Source organism: Curtobacterium sp. MCLR17_055, from assembly GCF_003234305.1.
GTDB lineage: Bacteria > Actinomycetota > Actinomycetes > Actinomycetales > Microbacteriaceae > Curtobacterium > Curtobacterium flaccumfaciens.
Map to the genome: position 1 here is coordinate 88,260 of NZ_QKSX01000014.1, position 17,228 is coordinate 105,487.

At 70.8% G+C, this 17,228-nt stretch carries 18 protein-coding genes; 10 read left to right on the forward strand and 8 right to left on the reverse strand.

Annotated features, from left to right (window positions below; translation table 11 throughout):
• Window positions 1-233 precede the first annotated feature (233 nt).
• Both DEJ09_RS13190 and DEJ09_RS18190 read right to left on the reverse strand, forming a co-directional pair.
• On the reverse strand, window positions 234-2,042 hold the full coding sequence (locus DEJ09_RS13190; protein ID WP_071245939.1) for a DEAD/DEAH box helicase: 1,809 nt from the start codon (window positions 2,040-2,042) through the stop codon (window positions 234-236).
• Between the two features lie 91 nt (window positions 2,043-2,133).
• On the reverse strand, window positions 2,134-2,598 hold the full coding sequence (locus tag DEJ09_RS18190; RefSeq protein WP_163343313.1) for a MarR family winged helix-turn-helix transcriptional regulator: 465 nt from the start codon (window positions 2,596-2,598) through the stop codon (window positions 2,134-2,136).
• Between the two features lie 96 nt (window positions 2,599-2,694).
• Between DEJ09_RS18190 and DEJ09_RS13200 the strand changes: the two genes are divergently transcribed.
• Together DEJ09_RS13200 and DEJ09_RS13205 are read left to right on the forward strand one after the other, a co-directional pair.
• Window positions 2,695-4,869, forward strand: coding sequence for an MDR family MFS transporter (locus tag DEJ09_RS13200; RefSeq protein WP_111088885.1), 2,175 nt, complete (start codon window positions 2,695-2,697; stop codon window positions 4,867-4,869).
• A 76-nt stretch (window positions 4,870-4,945) separates the two neighbouring features.
• On the forward strand, window positions 4,946-5,533 hold the full coding sequence (locus DEJ09_RS13205) for a TetR/AcrR family transcriptional regulator (protein ID WP_071405192.1): 588 nt from the start codon (window positions 4,946-4,948) through the stop codon (window positions 5,531-5,533).
• A gap of 319 nt (window positions 5,534-5,852) precedes the next feature.
• Here DEJ09_RS13205 and DEJ09_RS13210 read toward each other — a convergent pair whose 3' ends face one another.
• From DEJ09_RS13210 to DEJ09_RS13220, 3 genes are all read right to left on the reverse strand, one after another.
• Window positions 5,853-6,275: a hypothetical protein gene (locus DEJ09_RS13210; RefSeq protein WP_111088886.1), complete on the reverse strand. Its 423-nt coding sequence runs from the start codon at window positions 6,273-6,275 to the stop codon at window positions 5,853-5,855.
• A complete protein-coding gene (locus DEJ09_RS13215) occupies window positions 6,272-6,877 on the reverse strand; it encodes a nucleotidyltransferase domain-containing protein (protein ID WP_111024632.1) in 606 nt (201 codons plus the stop codon). Before DEJ09_RS13215 ends, DEJ09_RS13210 begins: the two co-directional genes overlap by 4 nt.
• A 72-nt stretch (window positions 6,878-6,949) precedes the next feature.
• Window positions 6,950-7,711, reverse strand: coding sequence for an SDR family NAD(P)-dependent oxidoreductase (locus tag DEJ09_RS13220; RefSeq protein WP_111029641.1), 762 nt, complete (start codon window positions 7,709-7,711; stop codon window positions 6,950-6,952).
• Between the two features lie 68 nt (window positions 7,712-7,779).
• Here DEJ09_RS13220 and DEJ09_RS13225 point away from each other — a divergent pair, with 68 nt between their 5' ends.
• Entirely contained in the window at window positions 7,780-8,358 is a 579-nt protein-coding gene (locus DEJ09_RS13225; RefSeq protein WP_027464431.1) for a TetR family transcriptional regulator, read from the forward strand.
• A gap of 48 nt (window positions 8,359-8,406) precedes the next feature.
• Window positions 8,407-8,817 (forward strand): VOC family protein, encoded by a 411-nt coding sequence (locus DEJ09_RS13230; protein WP_111088887.1) that lies wholly within the window; start codon window positions 8,407-8,409, stop codon window positions 8,815-8,817.
• A 19-nt stretch (window positions 8,818-8,836) separates the two neighbouring features.
• On the opposite strand, the gene DEJ09_RS13235 is transcribed toward DEJ09_RS13230, so the two are convergent.
• Window positions 8,837-9,106, reverse strand: coding sequence for a hypothetical protein (locus DEJ09_RS13235; RefSeq protein WP_071245932.1), 270 nt, complete (start codon window positions 9,104-9,106; stop codon window positions 8,837-8,839).
• Between the two features lie 94 nt (window positions 9,107-9,200).
• Here DEJ09_RS13235 and DEJ09_RS13240 point away from each other — a divergent pair, with 94 nt between their 5' ends.
• The 3 genes from DEJ09_RS13240 (at window position 9,201) to DEJ09_RS13250 (ending at window position 11,895) form a co-directional block, all read left to right on the forward strand.
• Complete coding sequence (locus DEJ09_RS13240) at window positions 9,201-10,076, forward strand: DUF808 domain-containing protein (RefSeq protein ID WP_111088888.1); 876 nt, start codon at window positions 9,201-9,203, stop codon at window positions 10,074-10,076.
• A gap of 135 nt (window positions 10,077-10,211) precedes the next feature.
• Window positions 10,212-10,436, forward strand: a complete 225-nt coding sequence (locus DEJ09_RS13245; protein ID WP_111088889.1) for a VOC family protein — start codon at window positions 10,212-10,214, stop codon at window positions 10,434-10,436.
• 61 nt (window positions 10,437-10,497) lie between these two features.
• Window positions 10,498-11,895 (forward strand): FAD-binding oxidoreductase, encoded by a 1,398-nt coding sequence (locus tag DEJ09_RS13250; protein WP_111054938.1) that lies wholly within the window; start codon window positions 10,498-10,500, stop codon window positions 11,893-11,895.
• A 120-nt stretch (window positions 11,896-12,015) separates the two neighbouring features.
• On the opposite strand, the gene DEJ09_RS13255 is transcribed toward DEJ09_RS13250, so the two are convergent.
• Window positions 12,016-12,411 carry a hypothetical protein gene (locus DEJ09_RS13255; RefSeq protein ID WP_111024640.1) on the reverse strand — a complete coding sequence of 132 codons (396 nt, stop codon included), beginning with the start codon at window positions 12,409-12,411 and terminating at the stop codon, window positions 12,016-12,018.
• Between the two features lie 277 nt (window positions 12,412-12,688).
• On the opposite strand from DEJ09_RS13255, the gene DEJ09_RS13260 reads away from it, so the two are divergent.
• The gene (locus DEJ09_RS13260) at window positions 12,689-13,372 is read left to right on the forward strand and encodes a hypothetical protein (RefSeq protein WP_110865654.1); all 684 of its coding nucleotides are present in this window, start codon (window positions 12,689-12,691) and stop codon (window positions 13,370-13,372) included.
• A gap of 141 nt (window positions 13,373-13,513) precedes the next feature.
• A complete protein-coding gene (locus tag DEJ09_RS13265; RefSeq protein WP_111088890.1) occupies window positions 13,514-15,937 on the forward strand; it encodes an excinuclease ABC subunit UvrA in 2,424 nt (807 codons plus the stop codon).
• 54 nt (window positions 15,938-15,991) lie between these two features.
• On the opposite strand, the gene DEJ09_RS18195 is transcribed toward DEJ09_RS13265, so the two are convergent.
• On the reverse strand, window positions 15,992-16,147 hold the full coding sequence (locus tag DEJ09_RS18195) for a hypothetical protein (RefSeq protein ID WP_155896774.1): 156 nt from the start codon (window positions 16,145-16,147) through the stop codon (window positions 15,992-15,994).
• Window positions 16,148-16,332: 185 nt separating this feature from the next.
• Here DEJ09_RS18195 and DEJ09_RS13270 point away from each other — a divergent pair, with 185 nt between their 5' ends.
• A complete protein-coding gene (locus DEJ09_RS13270) occupies window positions 16,333-17,211 on the forward strand; it encodes a serine hydrolase (RefSeq protein ID WP_111088891.1) in 879 nt (292 codons plus the stop codon).
• Window positions 17,212-17,228 lie beyond the last annotated feature (17 nt).

Below are 17,228 nucleotides of genomic sequence, written 5' to 3' on the forward strand. Positions count from 1 at the left end.
GTCGGATCTGCGGTTCCCCGCACCGCAAGATGCCGCAGGGCTGGACCGGCAGACGCCGTCGTGTTCCCGAGACGCCGCTGAATCCGACGGCGTCTCGCCGACTCGGCGGCGTGGAGCCGACACGACGGCGTCTCGCAGGCCCGGGACCCGCACCGACGACGGACGGGAGGCCCGGTGCCAGCTGGCACCGGGCCTCCCGTCAGAAGGGGGTCGCGTCTCGGACGCGGCGCGTCTCAGTAGCGCGGCTTGCGCTCCGGACGGTCGTCGCGGTCGTCGCGGCGGCCACCACCACGGCGGTCCGCACGGATCTCGATGAGCTTGCCGCTGATCCGGGTGTCGGTCAGGCGGTCGAGCACACCGGGGTCCATGTCGGCCGGCAGTTCGACGATCGAGAAGTCCGGGCGGATCTGGATCGCACCGAAGTCGTCGCGACGCAGGCCACCCTCGTTGGCCAGGGCACCGACGATCTGGCGCGGCTCGACGCGGTGACGACGGCCGACCTCGATGCGGTACGGGGACATCGGCTGCGAACGGCGCGGGCCACGGTCGCCGCGGTCACCACGGTCGCGGTCGCCACCACGGTCGCCGCGGTCGTTGCGGCCGCCACGATCGTCGCGGGCACCACGCTCGTCACGCTCGCTGCGGCGGGCGTCGCGCTCCATCTGGCTGCGGAGGGCGTCGTCGGCTGCGGTGAGGAGCAGCGGCGAGTCGCCCTGCGCCACGACTGCCAGGGCCGCGGCGACGTCGTCCGAGGGGACGTCGTGGTGCTCGACGTAGTGCGCGATGACGTCGCGGAAGGCCGCGATCCGGCCCTGGTCCTCGAGCGCCGCGGTGATCGCGTCGTCGAAGCGGGTCAGGCGCGTCTCGTTGACGTCGTCGATGGTCGGCAGCTGCATCTGCGTGAGCGGCTGCTTGGTGTGGCGCTCGATCGCGGACAGCAGGCGACGCTCACGCGGGGTGACGAAGCTGATCGAGTCACCCGAGCGGCCGGCACGGCCGGTCCGGCCGATGCGGTGCACGTAGGACTCGATGTCGACCGGGATGTCGAAGTTCACGACGTGCGTGATGCGGTCGACGTCGAGGCCACGGGCGGCGACGTCGGTGGCGACCAGGATGTCGAGCTTGCCCGACTTCAGCTGGTTGACCGTGCGCTCACGCTGGGCCTGGGCGACGTCACCGCTGATCGCGGCGGCGGCGTACCCGCGGGCACGGAGCTTCTCGGCCAGGGTCTCGGTCTCGCTCTTGGTGCGGACGAAGATGATCATGCCCTCGAAGTCCTCGACCTCGAGGATGCGGGTGAGCGCGTCGACCTTCTGCGGGTACGAGACCATCAGGTAGCGCTGCGTGATGTTCGCGGCGGTCTTCGTCTTGGTCTTGACGGTGATCTCGGCCGGGTCGGTCAGGTACTGCTGCGAGATGCGGCGGATCTGCGCGGGCATGGTCGCCGAGAAGAGCGCGACCTGCTTGTCGTCCGGGGTGTCGGCGAGGATCGTCTCGACGTCCTCGGCGAAGCCCATCTTGAGCATCTCGTCGGCCTCGTCGAGCACCAGGTACTTCAGCTCGGACAGGTCGAGCGTGCCCTTCGCCAGGTGGTCCATGATGCGACCGGGGGTGCCGACGATGACGTCGACGCCGCGGCGCAGGGCGGAGAGCTGCACGCCGTACGCCTGGCCGCCGTAGACCGGCAGGACGTGGACGTTCTTCATGTGGGACGCGAACTGCTCGAACGCCTCGCACACCTGCAGGGCGAGCTCGCGCGTCGGGGACAGCACGAGCGCCTGGGGCTTCTTGCTGCCGGACTCCATGCGGGACAGGATCGGCAGCGCGAAGGCCGCGGTCTTGCCGGTACCGGTCTGTGCCAGGCCGACGACGTCGCGCCCGGCGAGGAGGGTGGGGATGGTGGCTTCCTGGATGGCGGAAGGGGTCTCGTAACCGATGTCCTTGACGGCCTTGAGCACAGCGTCGCTCAGGCCGAGATCGGCGAACGTCACCACGGGCCCGTCGTCGAGGGTCTCAGTGGTGGGGGTGGTGTCCGTGCTCATACCACCAACGGTATCTCGAATGCGCGCTCCGCAGGGACGGGAGGCCCGTGGCGGAGCCGCCACGGGCCTCCCGTCCGCCGTGTTGGTCACGTCAGGAGCGCGTGGTGCCGATCCCCAGGACCGCGTCCGCCCGGTCGTTCAGTCGCGTCAGCATCTCGGCGAGCGAGCGCAGCTCGTCCGAGGCGAACTCCTCCGTCAGGTCGTCGAACACCTCGGCGCCGGCGGCGTCCAGTTCGTCGAGCAGCCGTCGGCCGGCGGGGGCGAGCGTGACGAGCGTGGCGCGGCCGTCCGCGGGGTCGGGCGACCCGATCAGGTGCTCGGCCTCGATCAGCGAGGCGACCCGGCGGCTGATCACCGGGCGCGACAGCCCGGTCGCGTCGGCGATCGCGGTCGCCCGCACCGGGCCGTGTCCGGCGACGGCGCGCAGGATCACGCGGGCCGTCGGGTCGAGGCCGCCCCGGGACTCGATGAGCGAGGAGCGCAGGGTCTGCCGGACCCACAGCCGGTCGAGCTGGGATCGCAGGAGTCGCTCGGCGGCACGCCGGTCGTCGGTCACGCGCTCAGCGTAGCGGGCACATTTAGTTGCTTGCCGGAAGCAACAGATGTATCGTTGCGCGGTCTGCAAAGTTTCACAGCCAGAAAAAGGAGTTCGATGACCGCCACCGCACCCGTCTCGGTGCAGCACGGTCGGCACACCGCCGAGGCCCCCGCGGCCTCCGGAGGCGCCGGCCAGCAGCCGCTGATGACCCACCGTCAGATCCTCCTGGTGATCTACGGCCTGATGGCGGGCATGTTCCTGTCCTCGCTCGGCCAGACGGTGTTCGGCACGGCGATCCGCACGATCGGCGACGACCTGCACGGGCTCGACCAGCAGGCCTGGGTGACGACCGCGTACCTCATCACCTCGACGATCGCGACGCCGATCTACGGCAAGCTCTCCGACATCTTCGGCCGCCGCCCGCTGTACATCTTCGGCATCGTCGTCTTCATACTCGGGGCCGTCCTGTCGTCGATGTCCACCTCGATGCTCATGCTCGCCGCCTTCCGCGCGGTGCAGGGCATCGGTGCCGGCGCGCTGATGTCGCTGCCGCTCGCGATCATGGGCGACATCCTCGCCCCGCGTGAGCGTGCCAAGTACCAGGGGTACTTCCTCGCCGTGTTCGGCATCTCGTCCGTGATCGGCCCGCTCATCGGTGGTCTGCTCGCCGGTTCCTCCGAGATCCTGTGGATCACGGGCTGGCGCTGGGTGCTCCTGATCAACGTGCCGATCGGTGTCGCGGCGCTCCTCATGGTCATCGTGTTCCTGCACCTGCCGAAGGTGCACGGCGCCGGCGACGCGAAGCCGAAGGTCGACTGGTGGGGTGCGACCGCCGTCATCGTCACCCTCGTGCCGCTCCTGCTCGTCGCCGAACAGGGCCGCATCTGGGGCTGGGGCTCCCCCGCCGCCATCGCTTGCTACGTCGTCGGTGTCGTCGGCCTGATCGGTCTGCTGCTCATCGAGTCGAAGATGGGCGACGCGGCGATCATCCCGCTCAAGCTGTTCCGCTCGGGCACGTTCTCGATGGCGACCGTCATCGGGTTCCTGGTCGGCTTCGCGATGTTCGGCGCGATGCTCACGATCCCGCTGTACCTGCAGATCGTCGTCGGACTCACCCCGACCGAGTCCGGTTTCGCGACCCTGCCGCTCGTCGGCGGTCTGATGATCGCCTCGATCACGAGCGGTCAGATCGTCGCCCGCGTCGGCCGGTACCGGATCTTCCCGGTCATCGGCACCGCGCTCGTCTCCGCCGGCTACGTCGTCCTGACCTTCATGTCGATCGACAAGCCGCTCTGGTTCCTGATGATCGGCATGTTCCTCATCGGACTCGGCCTCGGCTCGGTCATGCAGTCGCTGACCCTGGCGTCGCAGGGCTCCGTCGAGGCTCGTGACATGGGCGTCGCCACGTCGTCCGCCACGTTCTTCCGCCAGATCGGTGGCACGCTCGGCACCGCCGTGCTGCTGTCCATCCTGTTCTCGGTGATGCCGGCGAACATCCTGACCGCGACCGCAAACCAGAAGGACCTCGGTCCGGCACTCGACGCCGCGCTCAACCCGACCGTCGCCAGCGCGAAGGCGAACCAGGGCGCCATGGACAAGATCTGGACGCCCGTCGTCACCCCGCTGACGAAGACCGTGCAGTCGCAGCTCGACGCAGCCTCGGCCAAGGCGAAGCAGGCCGCCGACGCCGCGGTCACCGAGCAGGTCACCGCGGCCGTGCAGCAGCAGGTCGCCGCGGGTGCCGTGCCCGCCGCAGCAGCGCAGACCGTCATCGACCAGCAGGTCGCCGCGGCCACGCCGGCCGCCGAGCAGTCCGCACTCGAGCAGGTCGCCGACCAGGCGCACGCCAGCGTGCAGGACGGCACCGTGTCCGTCGACTGGTCGAACGCCTCGCAGCGCTCGTACTGGGTCGACGAACTCACCCCGGAGCTGGCGAAGAAGATCGACGACGGCAACACCACGAGCGACAGCGCCACCAGCACGAACGACACCTCGTTCCTGACCGGTGCCGACAGCCGCCTGACCCGGCCGTTCATGGCGGGCTTCAACGCCTCGTCCGTGACGATCTACTGGGTCGGTCTCGGCGTCATCCTGCTCGCGTTCGTGCTGACCTGGTTCTTCCGGGTGCCGCCGCTGCGCCAGCGTTCCGCGCTGCAGGAGCAGGCCGACATGTCCGCCGAGGCGCAGCTCGAGGCCGAGGCGGGCGCCGCCGCAGCCGAGGCCGGCTCGTTCACGGGCCCGATGACCGGGTCCGTGCCGACCGGATCCACGCCGACGCACCGTCGGTGACCGACCGGGGCGTCCGTCCGTGCCCCCTTTCCGGGCGGGCGCCCCTCCCACACACTGCAAACCACCAGGAGTCCACGTGATCACCACCCCGGCAGCGGCTGCGGCAACGGAGCCGTGCACGCTGCGTGAACGGAAGAAGCAGCAGACCCGGCAGGCACTGCACGACGCAGCGCTCACCCTGGTGTCCGCGCACGGGCTCGACGGCGTCACGGTCGAGCAGATCTGCGCCGACGCCGACGTCTCCCCCCGCACCTTCTTCAACTACTTCTCGTCGAAGGCGCACGCGGCGCTCGGGCTCGACTCGGTCGAGGTCCCGGAGCGCTCCGCGGCCTGGTTCGCCGAGGCCGACGGTGCCCTGGTCGACGACCTGTGCGCCCTGGTCGCGGCCACCGTTCCGCTCTCGCAGGACCGCCGTCGCATGAAGGAGCTGCTCGTGCTCCGGCCGGAGATGTCCTCGATGGTGATGCAGTGGATGGCCGAGTCGCGCCAGTCCCTGCTCAGCGTCGTCGGCACCCGCACCGACGTGCAGACCGCCCGCACCGCGGTGACCCTGGTGATGTCGGCGCTCAGCGAGGTGGCGCACCGCGAGACCGTTCGGAGCAACGACGAGCTCGCGGACCGGCTCCGTGCCGTCGTGCGCGAGATGGCGGCGCTCGTCTCCTGACGCGGGGGTAGCGGGGCGCGGGGTCGAATCGGGCGTACCTGGTCGAATCGGGCGTACCGGGCAGGAACTTCCTGCCCGGTACGCCCGATTCCGCTTTCCAGTGCGCGCGCAATGGGAAGGAACCGCGCGTCGTCGACGCGACCGAAGGGCGGACGGGAGGCCCGTGGCGGCGTCGCCACGGGCCTCCCGTCCGTCAGGTGGTCACGCCCTGACGCCGCCGCGCCGGTCGGTGCCACACGAGTGCGTCACGCGAGCGGTCGCGGGCGAACCGGAGCACGCGCAGCACGACGATGTCGTGGTCGCCCGCTCGACCAGCGCGTCAGACCGACCGCGCGGCCGCCTCGAGTGCCTCAGCGGCTTCGCCGGCGCGCACGATGTCACCGTCGCTGACCGACCTCGCGTTGTACTCGGCCTTGGTCTTCACCGCCAACAGCACCTCGAGGTGCTTCGCGACCGCTGGCCCGGCAGCTGCGCGGAGCACGGGCACCGCCTCGTGGTGCGCTCCCGATCGCGAGTAGTTGCCGGTCCGAGCCACGCAGATCGCGTCAGCCGCGGCGATGCCGCTGAGGACGCACTGTGTGACGAACGCGTTCGCGAACTGTGACCCGGCGCTGAACACCCCTCCGTCACCACCGAACGCGCGGAGGACGTCAGCGGCGTCGAGGAACTCCGTCGCCTTGGCGAGCCGGCCCCTCCGGAACGAATCGTCGCCCGGTGCGGTGGCGCCGGTTCGCGGGGTCATCCGTTCAGCGTACGGAGCTTCCGGGACAGCCATCGACCGTCACCTGCGATGGGAATCCCGTCCCGAGCAACCGACGCGAGGAGCGGATCCGTGCCCTCGATCTCGTCCTCGTCGAAGACGACCGGCCGCACGGCGTTGCCGGTCCAACGACCGGCTGCGCGGCACAATGCGTGGATCTGGTCCTCGGCGTCCGCGCGTCGGCCGCGAGTGACGACGAAGCAGAGATCGAGATCGCTGTCCGGGCGCATCGCACCGCGGGCTCCGGATCCGAAGAGCGCGGCGTACCGGAGGGGGATCGACCGACAGCCGGAGCGGAGTCGTTCGAGCAGGGCACGCCGGAGGTCGGCCAGGGCGGTGACCGCATCGGCGGCGAGGTGCTCTCGGTTCAGGGTGAAGGACTTCGTCCGTCCGGTCCGGTGCCCGTCGACGAGGCCCTGCTCGACCAGCCGATCCGCACTGTTCCGGACCCCGGCGTACGACCGGTCGGGCACCAGGCTGCAGATGCCCGCGATCGTCAGGGGTCCGGGGGCCAGTGCCAACACCGCGAGGACATCGCCGTCCACGGAGGTGGTGACCGTCGCGAGGGGAGATTGCAACTGCATGGAGATGTCCGATCAGGTCGAGTAGAAATCTACCACTCCAGGTAGATTTCTACTCGTATCTGAGCAAATCCGTCAGACCACGGACCAGCCACCGTCGCTCGGCAGCACCGCACCGTTGACGTTCGCCGAGTCGTCGCTCAGCAGCCAGGTGATGGCGGCGGCGAGCTGCTCGGGCTGGGCGACCGGCGGGATGGTGGTCTGCATGATCGGACCGACCCGGCGGGCCGCGTACTCGCTGCGCATCGGCGCCTCGATGTTCGTGGCGACCGCACCCGGCGCCACGGCGTTCGCCCGGATGCCCTGCGGCCCGTGGAAGAACGCGACGCTCTTGGTGTACCCGGCGATGGCGTGCTTCGACGAGGTGTAGGCAGCACCGGCGGCCGAGGCCTTCAACGCAGCCTCGGACGCGACGTTCACGACCGATCCCTTGCCGGCGGCGATCATGAGCGGCAGCACGGCGCGGGTCAGGCGCATCGGGCCGGTGACGTTGACGCTGAAGACACGCTCCCAGGTGGCGTCGTCGACCTCGTCCGGCGGCAGGAACGCGTCCATGATGCCGGCGACGTTGGCGAGCCCGTCCACCCGGTCGCCGGCGGCGGCGATGAGTGCGTCGATGGTCTCGCTCGCGGCGACGTCACCGACGACGGTCTCCACGGCGAAGCCCTCGAGCTCCGTGCGGAGTGCGTCGAGCCGTTCGGCCACGACGTCGGTCGCGATGACCCGCCCGCCCTCGTTCGCGATGCGTGTCGCCGTGGCGCGTCCGATGCCGGAACCCGCTCCGGTGACGATGATGGTCCTGCCGGTGAACCGTCCGGCGGTGGTGGTGTCGGTCATGTCGTCTCCTCGATGAGAGGCGCTCGCTGCGCCACACCGGTTATAGCACTCAGTGCCGAAAGGTCTCCATGAGCTCGACGAACGACCGTCCGACGGGGCGCCCGCGCACCATCGACCCTGACGCCGTGTCCCTCGTCGCACTCCGGCTGTTCGACGACCAGGGCTTCGACGCGGTGTCGATGGACGACGTCGCCGCGGCGGCCGGGGTCAGTCGCCGGTCGCTCTTCCGGCTGTTCCCGAACAAGGCGGCGCTGGTCTGGGGCGGCCTCGACGAGTTCGCCGCACGGTTCCGCGAGGCCCTGCGGTCACGGCCGGCCGACGAGCCCTCGGCGGTGGCGCTCCGGGCGGCCTACCGGATCGGTGCGACGTTCCCGGACGACGCCGTCGAGGTCACCCGACACCGGCTCCGGGTCATCCGCGCGAACCCGTCGCTCGAGCACGTCGGCGCTGCCACGGTCACGGCCCTGACCGACGAGATCCTGCGGTACGTGGCCGAGCGGGACGGGGTCACCGCCGACGACCTCGCCGTCGCCGTGCGCGCCCACACGCTGGCCGCCGCCGCGAGCGCCGCACTGACCTGGTGGGCACTGCACGGCGACGGCCGTCCGGAGGACGTCCTGGAGCGCGCACTCGCGCTGCTCGACTGACGAGCCCCGGGGTTCCCGCACGCCGCACTCCGGAGTACCTTGCCGGGCATGCACACGACCGGACCCGCGCCGTACTTCCAGTTCGCCGGCACCGCCAGGCAGGCCCTCGAGCACTGGCAGCGGGTGTTCGGCGGCGAGGTGCAGATCGCGACCTACGCGGACTTCTCCCGCACGGACGGCCCGGCCGACGCCGTCGCGCACGGCCAGCTCACCGGTGAGCTGCAGCTGTTCGCCGCGGACGCGAGCGAGGGCGACACACCGTTCTCGGCGACCGGGCTGCTCTTCTCACTGCTCGGCGCTGCGGAACCGGACGTCCTGCGTCGGTGGTTCGACCAGCTCGCCGAGGGCGGCATGGTCATCGACCCACTGCAGCAGCGCCCGTGGGGCGATTGGGACGGCACCGTCCGCGACGCGCACGGGGTCACCTGGCTGATCGGGTTCGAGGACTCCGCGCGCTGAGTCCCGCGCGCTGCAGCGCCTACTGCTGGTCGGACGGCAGCAGCGGCGCCCAGAAGGCGTCGGGACCGTCGGCCTGCACGGCGTCGCGCTCGAACCGGAACCCGTAGTCGCGCACGAAGTCGAGGGCCGCGGCCTGCTCATCCTCGGCGTCGTCGTGGTCCGCGTCGAACAGGTACACGCCGTGCCCCATCGCGACACCGGCGTCGCTGATGACGGAGAGGTCCCAGCGCCCCTGCTCGGAACGCTCGATCCGGACGACGGCGGCCTGGGATGCGGTGAAGTCAGCCATGCTGCGAGCCTACGGACGCCCCGCGGCTGGCGTTCAGGATGCTCCGCGGCCACTACGCTGTGCACGGTCACAGGTCAGACGAGTGGAGAACGCATTGTCAGTCGGATTGCTCGCCGTGGTGGACGACATCCTCTCCGCAGCCCTCAAGGCCAGCGCGAAGACCGCCGGAGTCGTCATCGACGACGCCGCCGTCACGCCCCAGTACGTGCAGGGCCTCGAGCCCGCTCGTGAACTCCCGGTCGTCGGGCGCATCGCCCTCGGCAGCCTGTTCAACAAGTTCATCATCATCATCCCGCTGGCGTTGCTGCTCACGGCGTTCGCACCCGGGGTGCTGCCGTGGCTGCTGCTGCTCGGTGGCACGTACCTGTGCTTCGAGGGCGCCGAGAAGGTCACCGAGTGGTTCGGTGTCCACCACGAGGGCGGGTCCGACGAGGCCGTCACCGAACCGAAGCTCGTCTTCGGCGCCATCCGCACCGACCTCATCCTGAGCACCGAGATCATGCTCATCGCGCTGGCGGGCCTCGACCCCGATCTGGGGCTCTGGCCGACGCTCGGCGCCCTGATCGTGATCGGTCTGGTCATGACGGCCGTCGTCTACGGCGCCGTGGCACTGCTCGTGAAGGTCGACGACATCGGCCTGCAGATGATGAAGAACTCCGTCCGCCGCACCCGTCGGATCGGTGCCCGCATCGTCCGCGCGATGCCGATGGTCTTCCGGGTCATCAGCGTCATCGGGACCGTCGCGATGCTCTGGGTCGGCGGACACCTGGTCATCGCGAACCTCGCCGAGACCGTCTGGCACGGGCCGTACGACCTGCTGCACGTGATCGAGCACGCACTCGAGGCCGCAGGCCCCGTCGTCGTCTGGATCGCCGACACCGCCGTGTCGGCCGTGGCCGGCCTCGCGCTGGGCATGGTCGTCGTCGGCATCGTGCTGGGCATCGGCCGCCTGCGCGGCACGCAGCACTGACGCAGCTGCGCGACGGACGGGAGGCCCGTGGCGGCCTGGCACCTTGGCTCCCGTCCGGCGCACCGTGCGCCCACCGCTGACGGTGCGGGCCGCGCTCAGCGGACGCCGGTCGCGCATCGTCGTATCCTCGGCGCCATGGCAACGGTGCGACAGGTCCAGGTGACGTTCGACTGCGCCGAGCCGGACGTCCGGGTCGGAACCGGGATGGCCGGTGCCGAACGGCTCGCGGCCCTCGACGCCGAGAGCGCCCGGCTGGTCGGGCTCGGCGCCACCCAGGTCCGTCGCATGACCGCGGACCAGGTGAACGAGTCGTGCATCGTCATGCAGGACGTCGAGGGCAACGAGTTCTGCCTGGACTGACCGGCGTATCGTCGACGGACCCGAACCGCACCGCCGCGCCCCGGAAGGAACCGCACCCCGCATGACCGTCACCGCCGCATCCGCCACCGCAGCCGACGCCACCGCCCTCGAACACCTGCTGGGGTCCGACCAGGTCCTCCGCGACCCGGAGTCGCTCGAGCGCTACCGCCACGACGACGCCGAGTGGGCCGACTCAACGGCACCGCTCGCCGTGGTCCTGGCACGCAGCACCGACGACGTCGTCACCGCCGTCCGCTGGGCAGCCGCCGCCGGTCTCCGGGTCGTCCCCCGCGGTGCCGGCACCGGCCTGTCCGGCGGCGCCAACGCGATGGCCGACTCGATCGTCGTGTCGCTCGAGCGGATGGACCGGGTGCTCGAGGTGAACACCGACGAGCGGTACGCGGTCACCGAACCCGGCGTCATCAACGACGCACTCCGCGCCGCGGTCGCCGAGCACGGCCTCTGGTACCCGCCGGACCCCGCGAGCTCGGCGATCTCGACGATCGGCGGCAACGTCGCGACGAACGCCGGCGGCATCTGCTGCGTCAAGTACGGGGTCACCCGCGACTACGTGCTCGGCATGACCGTCGTGCTGGCCGACGGGTCGGTGGTCGAGCTCGGCCGCCGGACGGCGAAGGGCGTCGCCGGGTACGACCTCACGGGGCTGATGGTCGGTTCCGAGGGCACGCTCGGCATCGTCGTGTCGGTCACCGTGCAGCTGCTCCCCCTGGCCGGCCGTGACGAGCGGGCCGTGATCGGGTACTTCCCCTCGCTGACCGCGGCGGGCGACGCCGTGGCCGCGATCTCGCGCGCGGGGATCATCCCGGCGGCACTCGAGATCGTCGACCGCACCTGCCTGCGCGCCGTCGACGACTGGATGCACCTCGGGCTGCCGGCGGACGTCGACACCCTGCTGCTCGCGCGGGTCGACGAGCGCGGTGCCGCCGGGGACGCGATCGCCGACCACGTCGCGGACGTCTTCGCCGAGGCCGGCGGCACGGACGTCGAGCGGGCCACCGACCCCGGGGACATCGACCGGCTGTTCCAGGCCCGCCGGCTCGCCTACCCGGCGCTCGAACGGCTCGGCCCGGTGCTGACCGAGGACATCTGCGTGCCGCGGAGCGCGGTGCCCGAGATGCTCCGGCGGATCCAGGTGACCGCGGACGCACAGGACGTCACGATCGCCAACATCGCGCACGCCGGCGACGGCAACCTGCACCCGCTGATCATCGCGCCCGAGGGCGACGACGCCGCGAAGGCCCGCGCGAAGACCGCGTTCGACCAGATCGTGGCGGACTGCCTGGCGCTCGGCGGGACGGTGACCGGTGAGCACGGCGTCGGGCTGCTGAAGCTGCCGGGCCTGCGGGTCGAGCTCGGCGACCGCGTGCTCGCGATGCACCGCTCCGTCAAGGACGCGCTCGACCCGGCGGGGACCCTGAACCCGGGCAAGGCGTTCTGACCCGAGCGGACGACGGACAGGAGGCCCGGTGCCAGCTGGCACCGGGCCTCCCGTCCGTCAGGTGGTCGCGTTCAGCGACCGGTGTGCGTCACGCAGGAGCGCATCCGCACGCACGCGCACTCAGTGGCGACGGAAGTACCCGTTCGCGCCGCCGACGTACATCAGGATCGTCGCGATGAGCACCGCGACGCCGCCGATCCAGCCGAAGGCGTTGCCACCCGAGGCCGCGCCGACGCCGACACCGATGAGCTGCAGGACCGCGAGGACCGTCAGCACGATGCGGGCCCAGTTGCGGCCGTCGCGCATCTTGAAGACGATGATGAGCTCGATCACGGCGAGGATGAACGCGAAGATCGCGCCGCCGACGAGCGGGGCGGTGCCGACACTGTCAGCGACGTCGGCGGAGGAGCCCGACGTGAGGTTGATGATGCCCTGCAGGATGTTCGCCAGGACCACCACCAGCCAGATGACGAACGCGACGGTGACGGACGTGGGACGACTGGACGTCGATGCCATGGGGAGTGCCTTTCTCGATGGACCACGTTCAGCGGCCTCTCAGAGAACGTACTTGCGGGCGTGACCGCTGTCCGAATGTGCCCGAAGGTCACAGAGCGGTAACGACAGCAGATCCGTCCAAACCCTTCGCCGCAGGGTGCCGAATCACCTGCAACGACCGGGAAACACCCGGAGCGCTCACCAGCCGCACATCGCTGGTTCTCCACCCCACCAAGGGTGTGTTCGGCGCGCACACAGCAGCCGCGCCGAGCGCGACAACAGCAAAGGACTGATCACGATGCGTAAGAGCCTCAAGACCTCCATCACCCTCGCCACGACCGGCGCCCTCGTCCTCGGCGGTGCCGCGTTCGGGATCTCCTCCGCCCAGGCCGCGACCCCGAACGTGCACACGGTGTCCTCGTCGTCCGAGTCGAAGATCCCCGCACCCGTCGCCTCGGTCCCCGAGGTCCTCGGTGGTTCCACCGCCGTGAAGCTCGACTCCGGCTTCACCGACGCCCTCACCGCCCTGAAGCTCACCCCCGGCGTCTCGGGCGACGCAACCCTGGCTGACGGGTCGGTGTCGTTCCCGATCACCGCCGGGTCGGTCACCTACTGGTCGCCGGATGGCAACTACCGCCCGTACGTGCAGGGCCTGCTGAACCACGACGACTCGGGGCTGACCCTGAAGGCCGGCGACACCACCGTCACGCTGGAGAACTTCGTCGTGAACCCCGGCTCGTCCAAGCTCTACGGCGACGTCCTCGTCAACGGCAAGGTCGCCGCGGCCAACGCGTTCCTGTTCGAGCTGCACGGCGGCTCCCTCAAGCCCCTCCAGCTCGAGGGCGACAACGCCATCCTCACCGGCACCACCGTCCACATCAGCGAAGACGCCGCCGGCCTGCTGAACAAGACCTTCGGCACCGACGCCGTCAAGCGCGGCCTCCTCGTCGGCACCGCCACCATCACCGCACAGATCAAGTAACACCTGCCGCAACACCGCACCACGAGCACCACCGCACGACGCGAAGAGTCGCTCCGCCGATCAGGGCGGAGCGGCTCTTCGTCGTTCGCGGTCCCGGCGGCGGTACTGCTTCTCCCAGTGGCCGAGCCTACGATCGAGCGAATGCCCGCTCCTCGCTCGACCCAGACCGACGACCGACCCGGGCCGGACGACTTCATCCGCGTCCGTGGCGCCCGCGAGAACAACCTGCGCGACGTCGACGTGGACATCCCCCGCGACCGGATCGTCGCGTTCACCGGCGTCTCCGGCTCCGGCAAGTCCTCGCTCGCCTTCGGCACCGTCTTCGCCGAGGCCCAGCGCCGGTTCCTCGAGTCCGTCGCCCCGTACGCGCGGCGGCTGATCGCGCAGGGTTCCACCCCGCACGTCGACTCGATCACCGGACTGCCGCCCGCCGTCGCCCTGCAGCAGCGTCGCGGTGCTCCGAGCTCCCGCTCCACCGTCGGCACCATGACCACGCTGTCGAACTCGATGCGCATGCTCTACTCGCGTGCCGGCACGTACCCGTCCGGCGCCGACCGGCTCGAGTCGGACTCCTTCTCGCCGAACACCGTCGCTGGCGCCTGCCCCCGGTGCCACGGCATCGGGACCGCGCACGAGGTCACCGAGGCATCGGCCGTGCACGATCCGTCGCTGAGCATCCGCGACGGCGCGATCACCGCCTGGCCCGGGGCATGGCAGGGCAAGAACCTGCGGGACGTCACCGCCGTGCTCGGCTACGACATCGACCGCCCGTGGCGCGAGCTGTCGCGCAAGGACCGCGACTGGCTGCTCTTCACCGAGGAACAGCCCGTCGTGCAGGTGCAGCCGAAGCGCGACCGCGTGGCGAAGCCTTACAAGGGTCGATTCTGGAGCGCCCGCCAGTTCGTGCTGCACACCCTCGCCGACTCGCAGAGCGAGACCCAGCGCAAGAAGGTGCTGCAGTTCGTCGAGTCCGGCCCGTGCGGGCTCTGCGGCGGCACGGGCCTGACCCGAGCCGCCCTCGCCGTGACGATCGGCGGCCACTCGATCGCCGAGCTGAACGCGCTGCCGCTGACCGGCCTGGCTGACGTCCTGCGCCCGATCGCGGCGATCACCGACGCGGCAGCGGCGACGTCACGGGCATCGTCCGGCGAGCACACCGAGGTCGCCGTGGCGATCTCCCGCGACCTGCTCACCCGCGTCGAGGTCCTGGTCGGCCTGGGTCTCGGCTACCTCGCGCTCGACCGCGCCACCCCGACGCTCTCCCCCGGTGAGAGCCAGCGGCTGCGGATCGCGACGCAGCTGCGCTCCGGCCTGTTCGGCGTCGTCTACGTGCTCGACGAACCGAGCGCCGGGCTGCACCCCGCCGATGCCGAGTCCCTCGTCGACGTCCTCGACGACCTGCGTGCCGGCGGCAACAGCGTCTTCGTCGTCGAACACGACATGAGCATCGTGCGCCGAGCCGACTGGATCGTCGACGTCGGCCCCCGCGCGGGCACCGGTGGCGGCACCGTCCTGTACAGCGGCCCGGTCGCCGGCCTGGCCGAGGTCGAGGCGTCTGTCACCCGGCGCTTCCTGGAGCCCCGGCAGCCGACCGCCGACCGCGCCGTCCGGACCCCCATCGGCACGCTCGAACTCCGCGACCTCACCCTGCACAACCTCCGGGGGCTCGACGTCGACCTGCCGCTCGGTGTCCTCACCGCGGTCACCGGGGTCAGCGGGTCCGGCAAGTCGTCACTCGTCGGTGGCGTGCTGCCCGGCGTCGCGACGTCGCACCCGCTCATCGACCGCGTCGTGCAGGTCGACCAGAAGCCGATCGGCCGGACGCCCCGCTCGAACCTCGCCACCTACACCGGCCTGTTCGACGCGGTCCGGGCCGCCTTCGCCCTGACCGACGAGGCCAAGGCCCGCGGTTGGGGCGCCGGGCGGTTCTCGTTCAACGTCGCCGGCGGCCGGTGCGAGGTCTGCCAGGGCGAGGGGTCGGTGTCCGTCGAACTCCTCTTCCTGCCCGGCAGCTGGGCCCCGTGCCCCGAGTGCCACGGCTCCCGCTACACGGCCGAGACGCTCGAGGTCCGGTGGAACGGGGCGTCCATCGCCGACGTCCTCGGCATGACCGTCGACGAAGCGGCGCCGTTCCTGGCATCCCTGCCCGCAGCCGGGCGCGGACTCGAGACCCTCCGCGAGGTCGGGCTCGGCTACCTGCGGCTCGGCCAGCCCGCTCCGGAGCTGTCCGGCGGCGAGGCGCAGCGCATCAAGCTCGCCACGGAACTGCAGCGTGCGCGGACCGGCCACACCCTGTACCTGCTCGACGAGCCCACCACCGGCCTGCACCCGGCCGACGTCGAGCTGCTCACCGCCCAGCTCGCCCGCCTGACCGACGCGGGCAACACGGTCGTCGTGGTGGAGCACGCCATGGACGTCGTCGCGAGCGCCGACCACGTCATCGACATGGGCCCTTCCGGCGGTGTCGAGGGTGGCCAGGTGGTCGCCTCCGGCACGCCAGCCGAGGTCGCCGCCTCGACGACCAGCCGGACCGCCCCGTACCTGCGGGACCAGCTCGGTCGCTGACGCAGAAGTGCCCGCCAGGATCGCTCCTGGCGGGCACTTCGTGGCTGCCGCTGGTTACCGCTGGACCGCTTCCGGAGCGTCGTCGCGGAAGAAGTCGCTGCCACTGTGTGTGTAGCCGACCTCACCCGTCCGACGCCACTGCTTGCGGACGCGCTTGAAGGTGGTGATGCGTGCAGGTTCGACGTTCTCGTCGCTCGTGTAGGCGCTCATGGCTGATCTCCCTATGTGATTGGCCGTGGTTCCTTGGCCCCCCGAAATGGAGGCTAGCGAGGGGCTCAGAGGCGAGTTCGCGATCCGTCCCGGAACGTCCGTGGAACGCAATTCCGGCCGTGCCGAAGGCCGGAACGCGCCCCTCCGGCACCTGGTGCTCGTCCACGCGGAACGAGGATCCCCGCATGACCGGCTGCGATCATGGTGGCTTCGACCAGATCAGGAGGACGAGCGTGGCCGCTGCGAACCGAGCCGTGATCATCGACACAGGGGGCGACGTCACCGCCGACCTCGGCGATCGCTACGAAGCGGGCGCGCTAGTGGAGTGGGCGAGCGTGACGAAGACCGTGACCGCCGCCGCCGTGCTCGTTCTCCTCGCTGAACGAGACATCCCACGGGACACCCCCGCCCGGGACCTGTTGCCGGACGTCCCCGACGACGCCACCTACACGGTCGACGACTTGATCCGACACCGCTCGGGCCTGCCCCGTGTGCACCAGGGCATGTCGGCCGGGATCGTCGGCGACCCGTACGCGGACGTGTCCGAGGCGGACATCACGCGTGCGCTGCGCCAGACCCCGACGACACCGGGTGAGCGGGACTACTCCAACCTCGGCTACGCGGTGCTCGGTCGGCTGCTCGAGCACGTCGCGCAGGAGGCATGGTCCACGGTCGCCGAGCGGACGGTCCTGGCTCCGCTCGGCATCACCAGCGCCACCCTCGACCCGGCACCCGAACGACGAACCCTGCTCCGGTCGTGGCGGGGCCGTCCCCGTGAACCCTGGACCGTCGGATCAGGTCCCTACGCACCGGCCGCCGGGATCTGGTCGACCATGTCCGACCTCCTGCGCTTCGGCGTGGGGATCGGACGCATCGAGCCGGACTTCCTGGCGTGGGAGCACCGCGACGGGCTGATCTGGCACAGCGGGCAGACACGGGACGTCGGCGTCTGCCTGCTCCGTCACGGCGACGTCACGATCGCGTCGCACGCCCTCGGCGCAGCGCCCGGAGCTGCTGACCGGCTCGCCGTCCGACGCCTCCGTGCCGTGGGAGTCGTCGCGTGAGCGCCGGCACTCGGGCT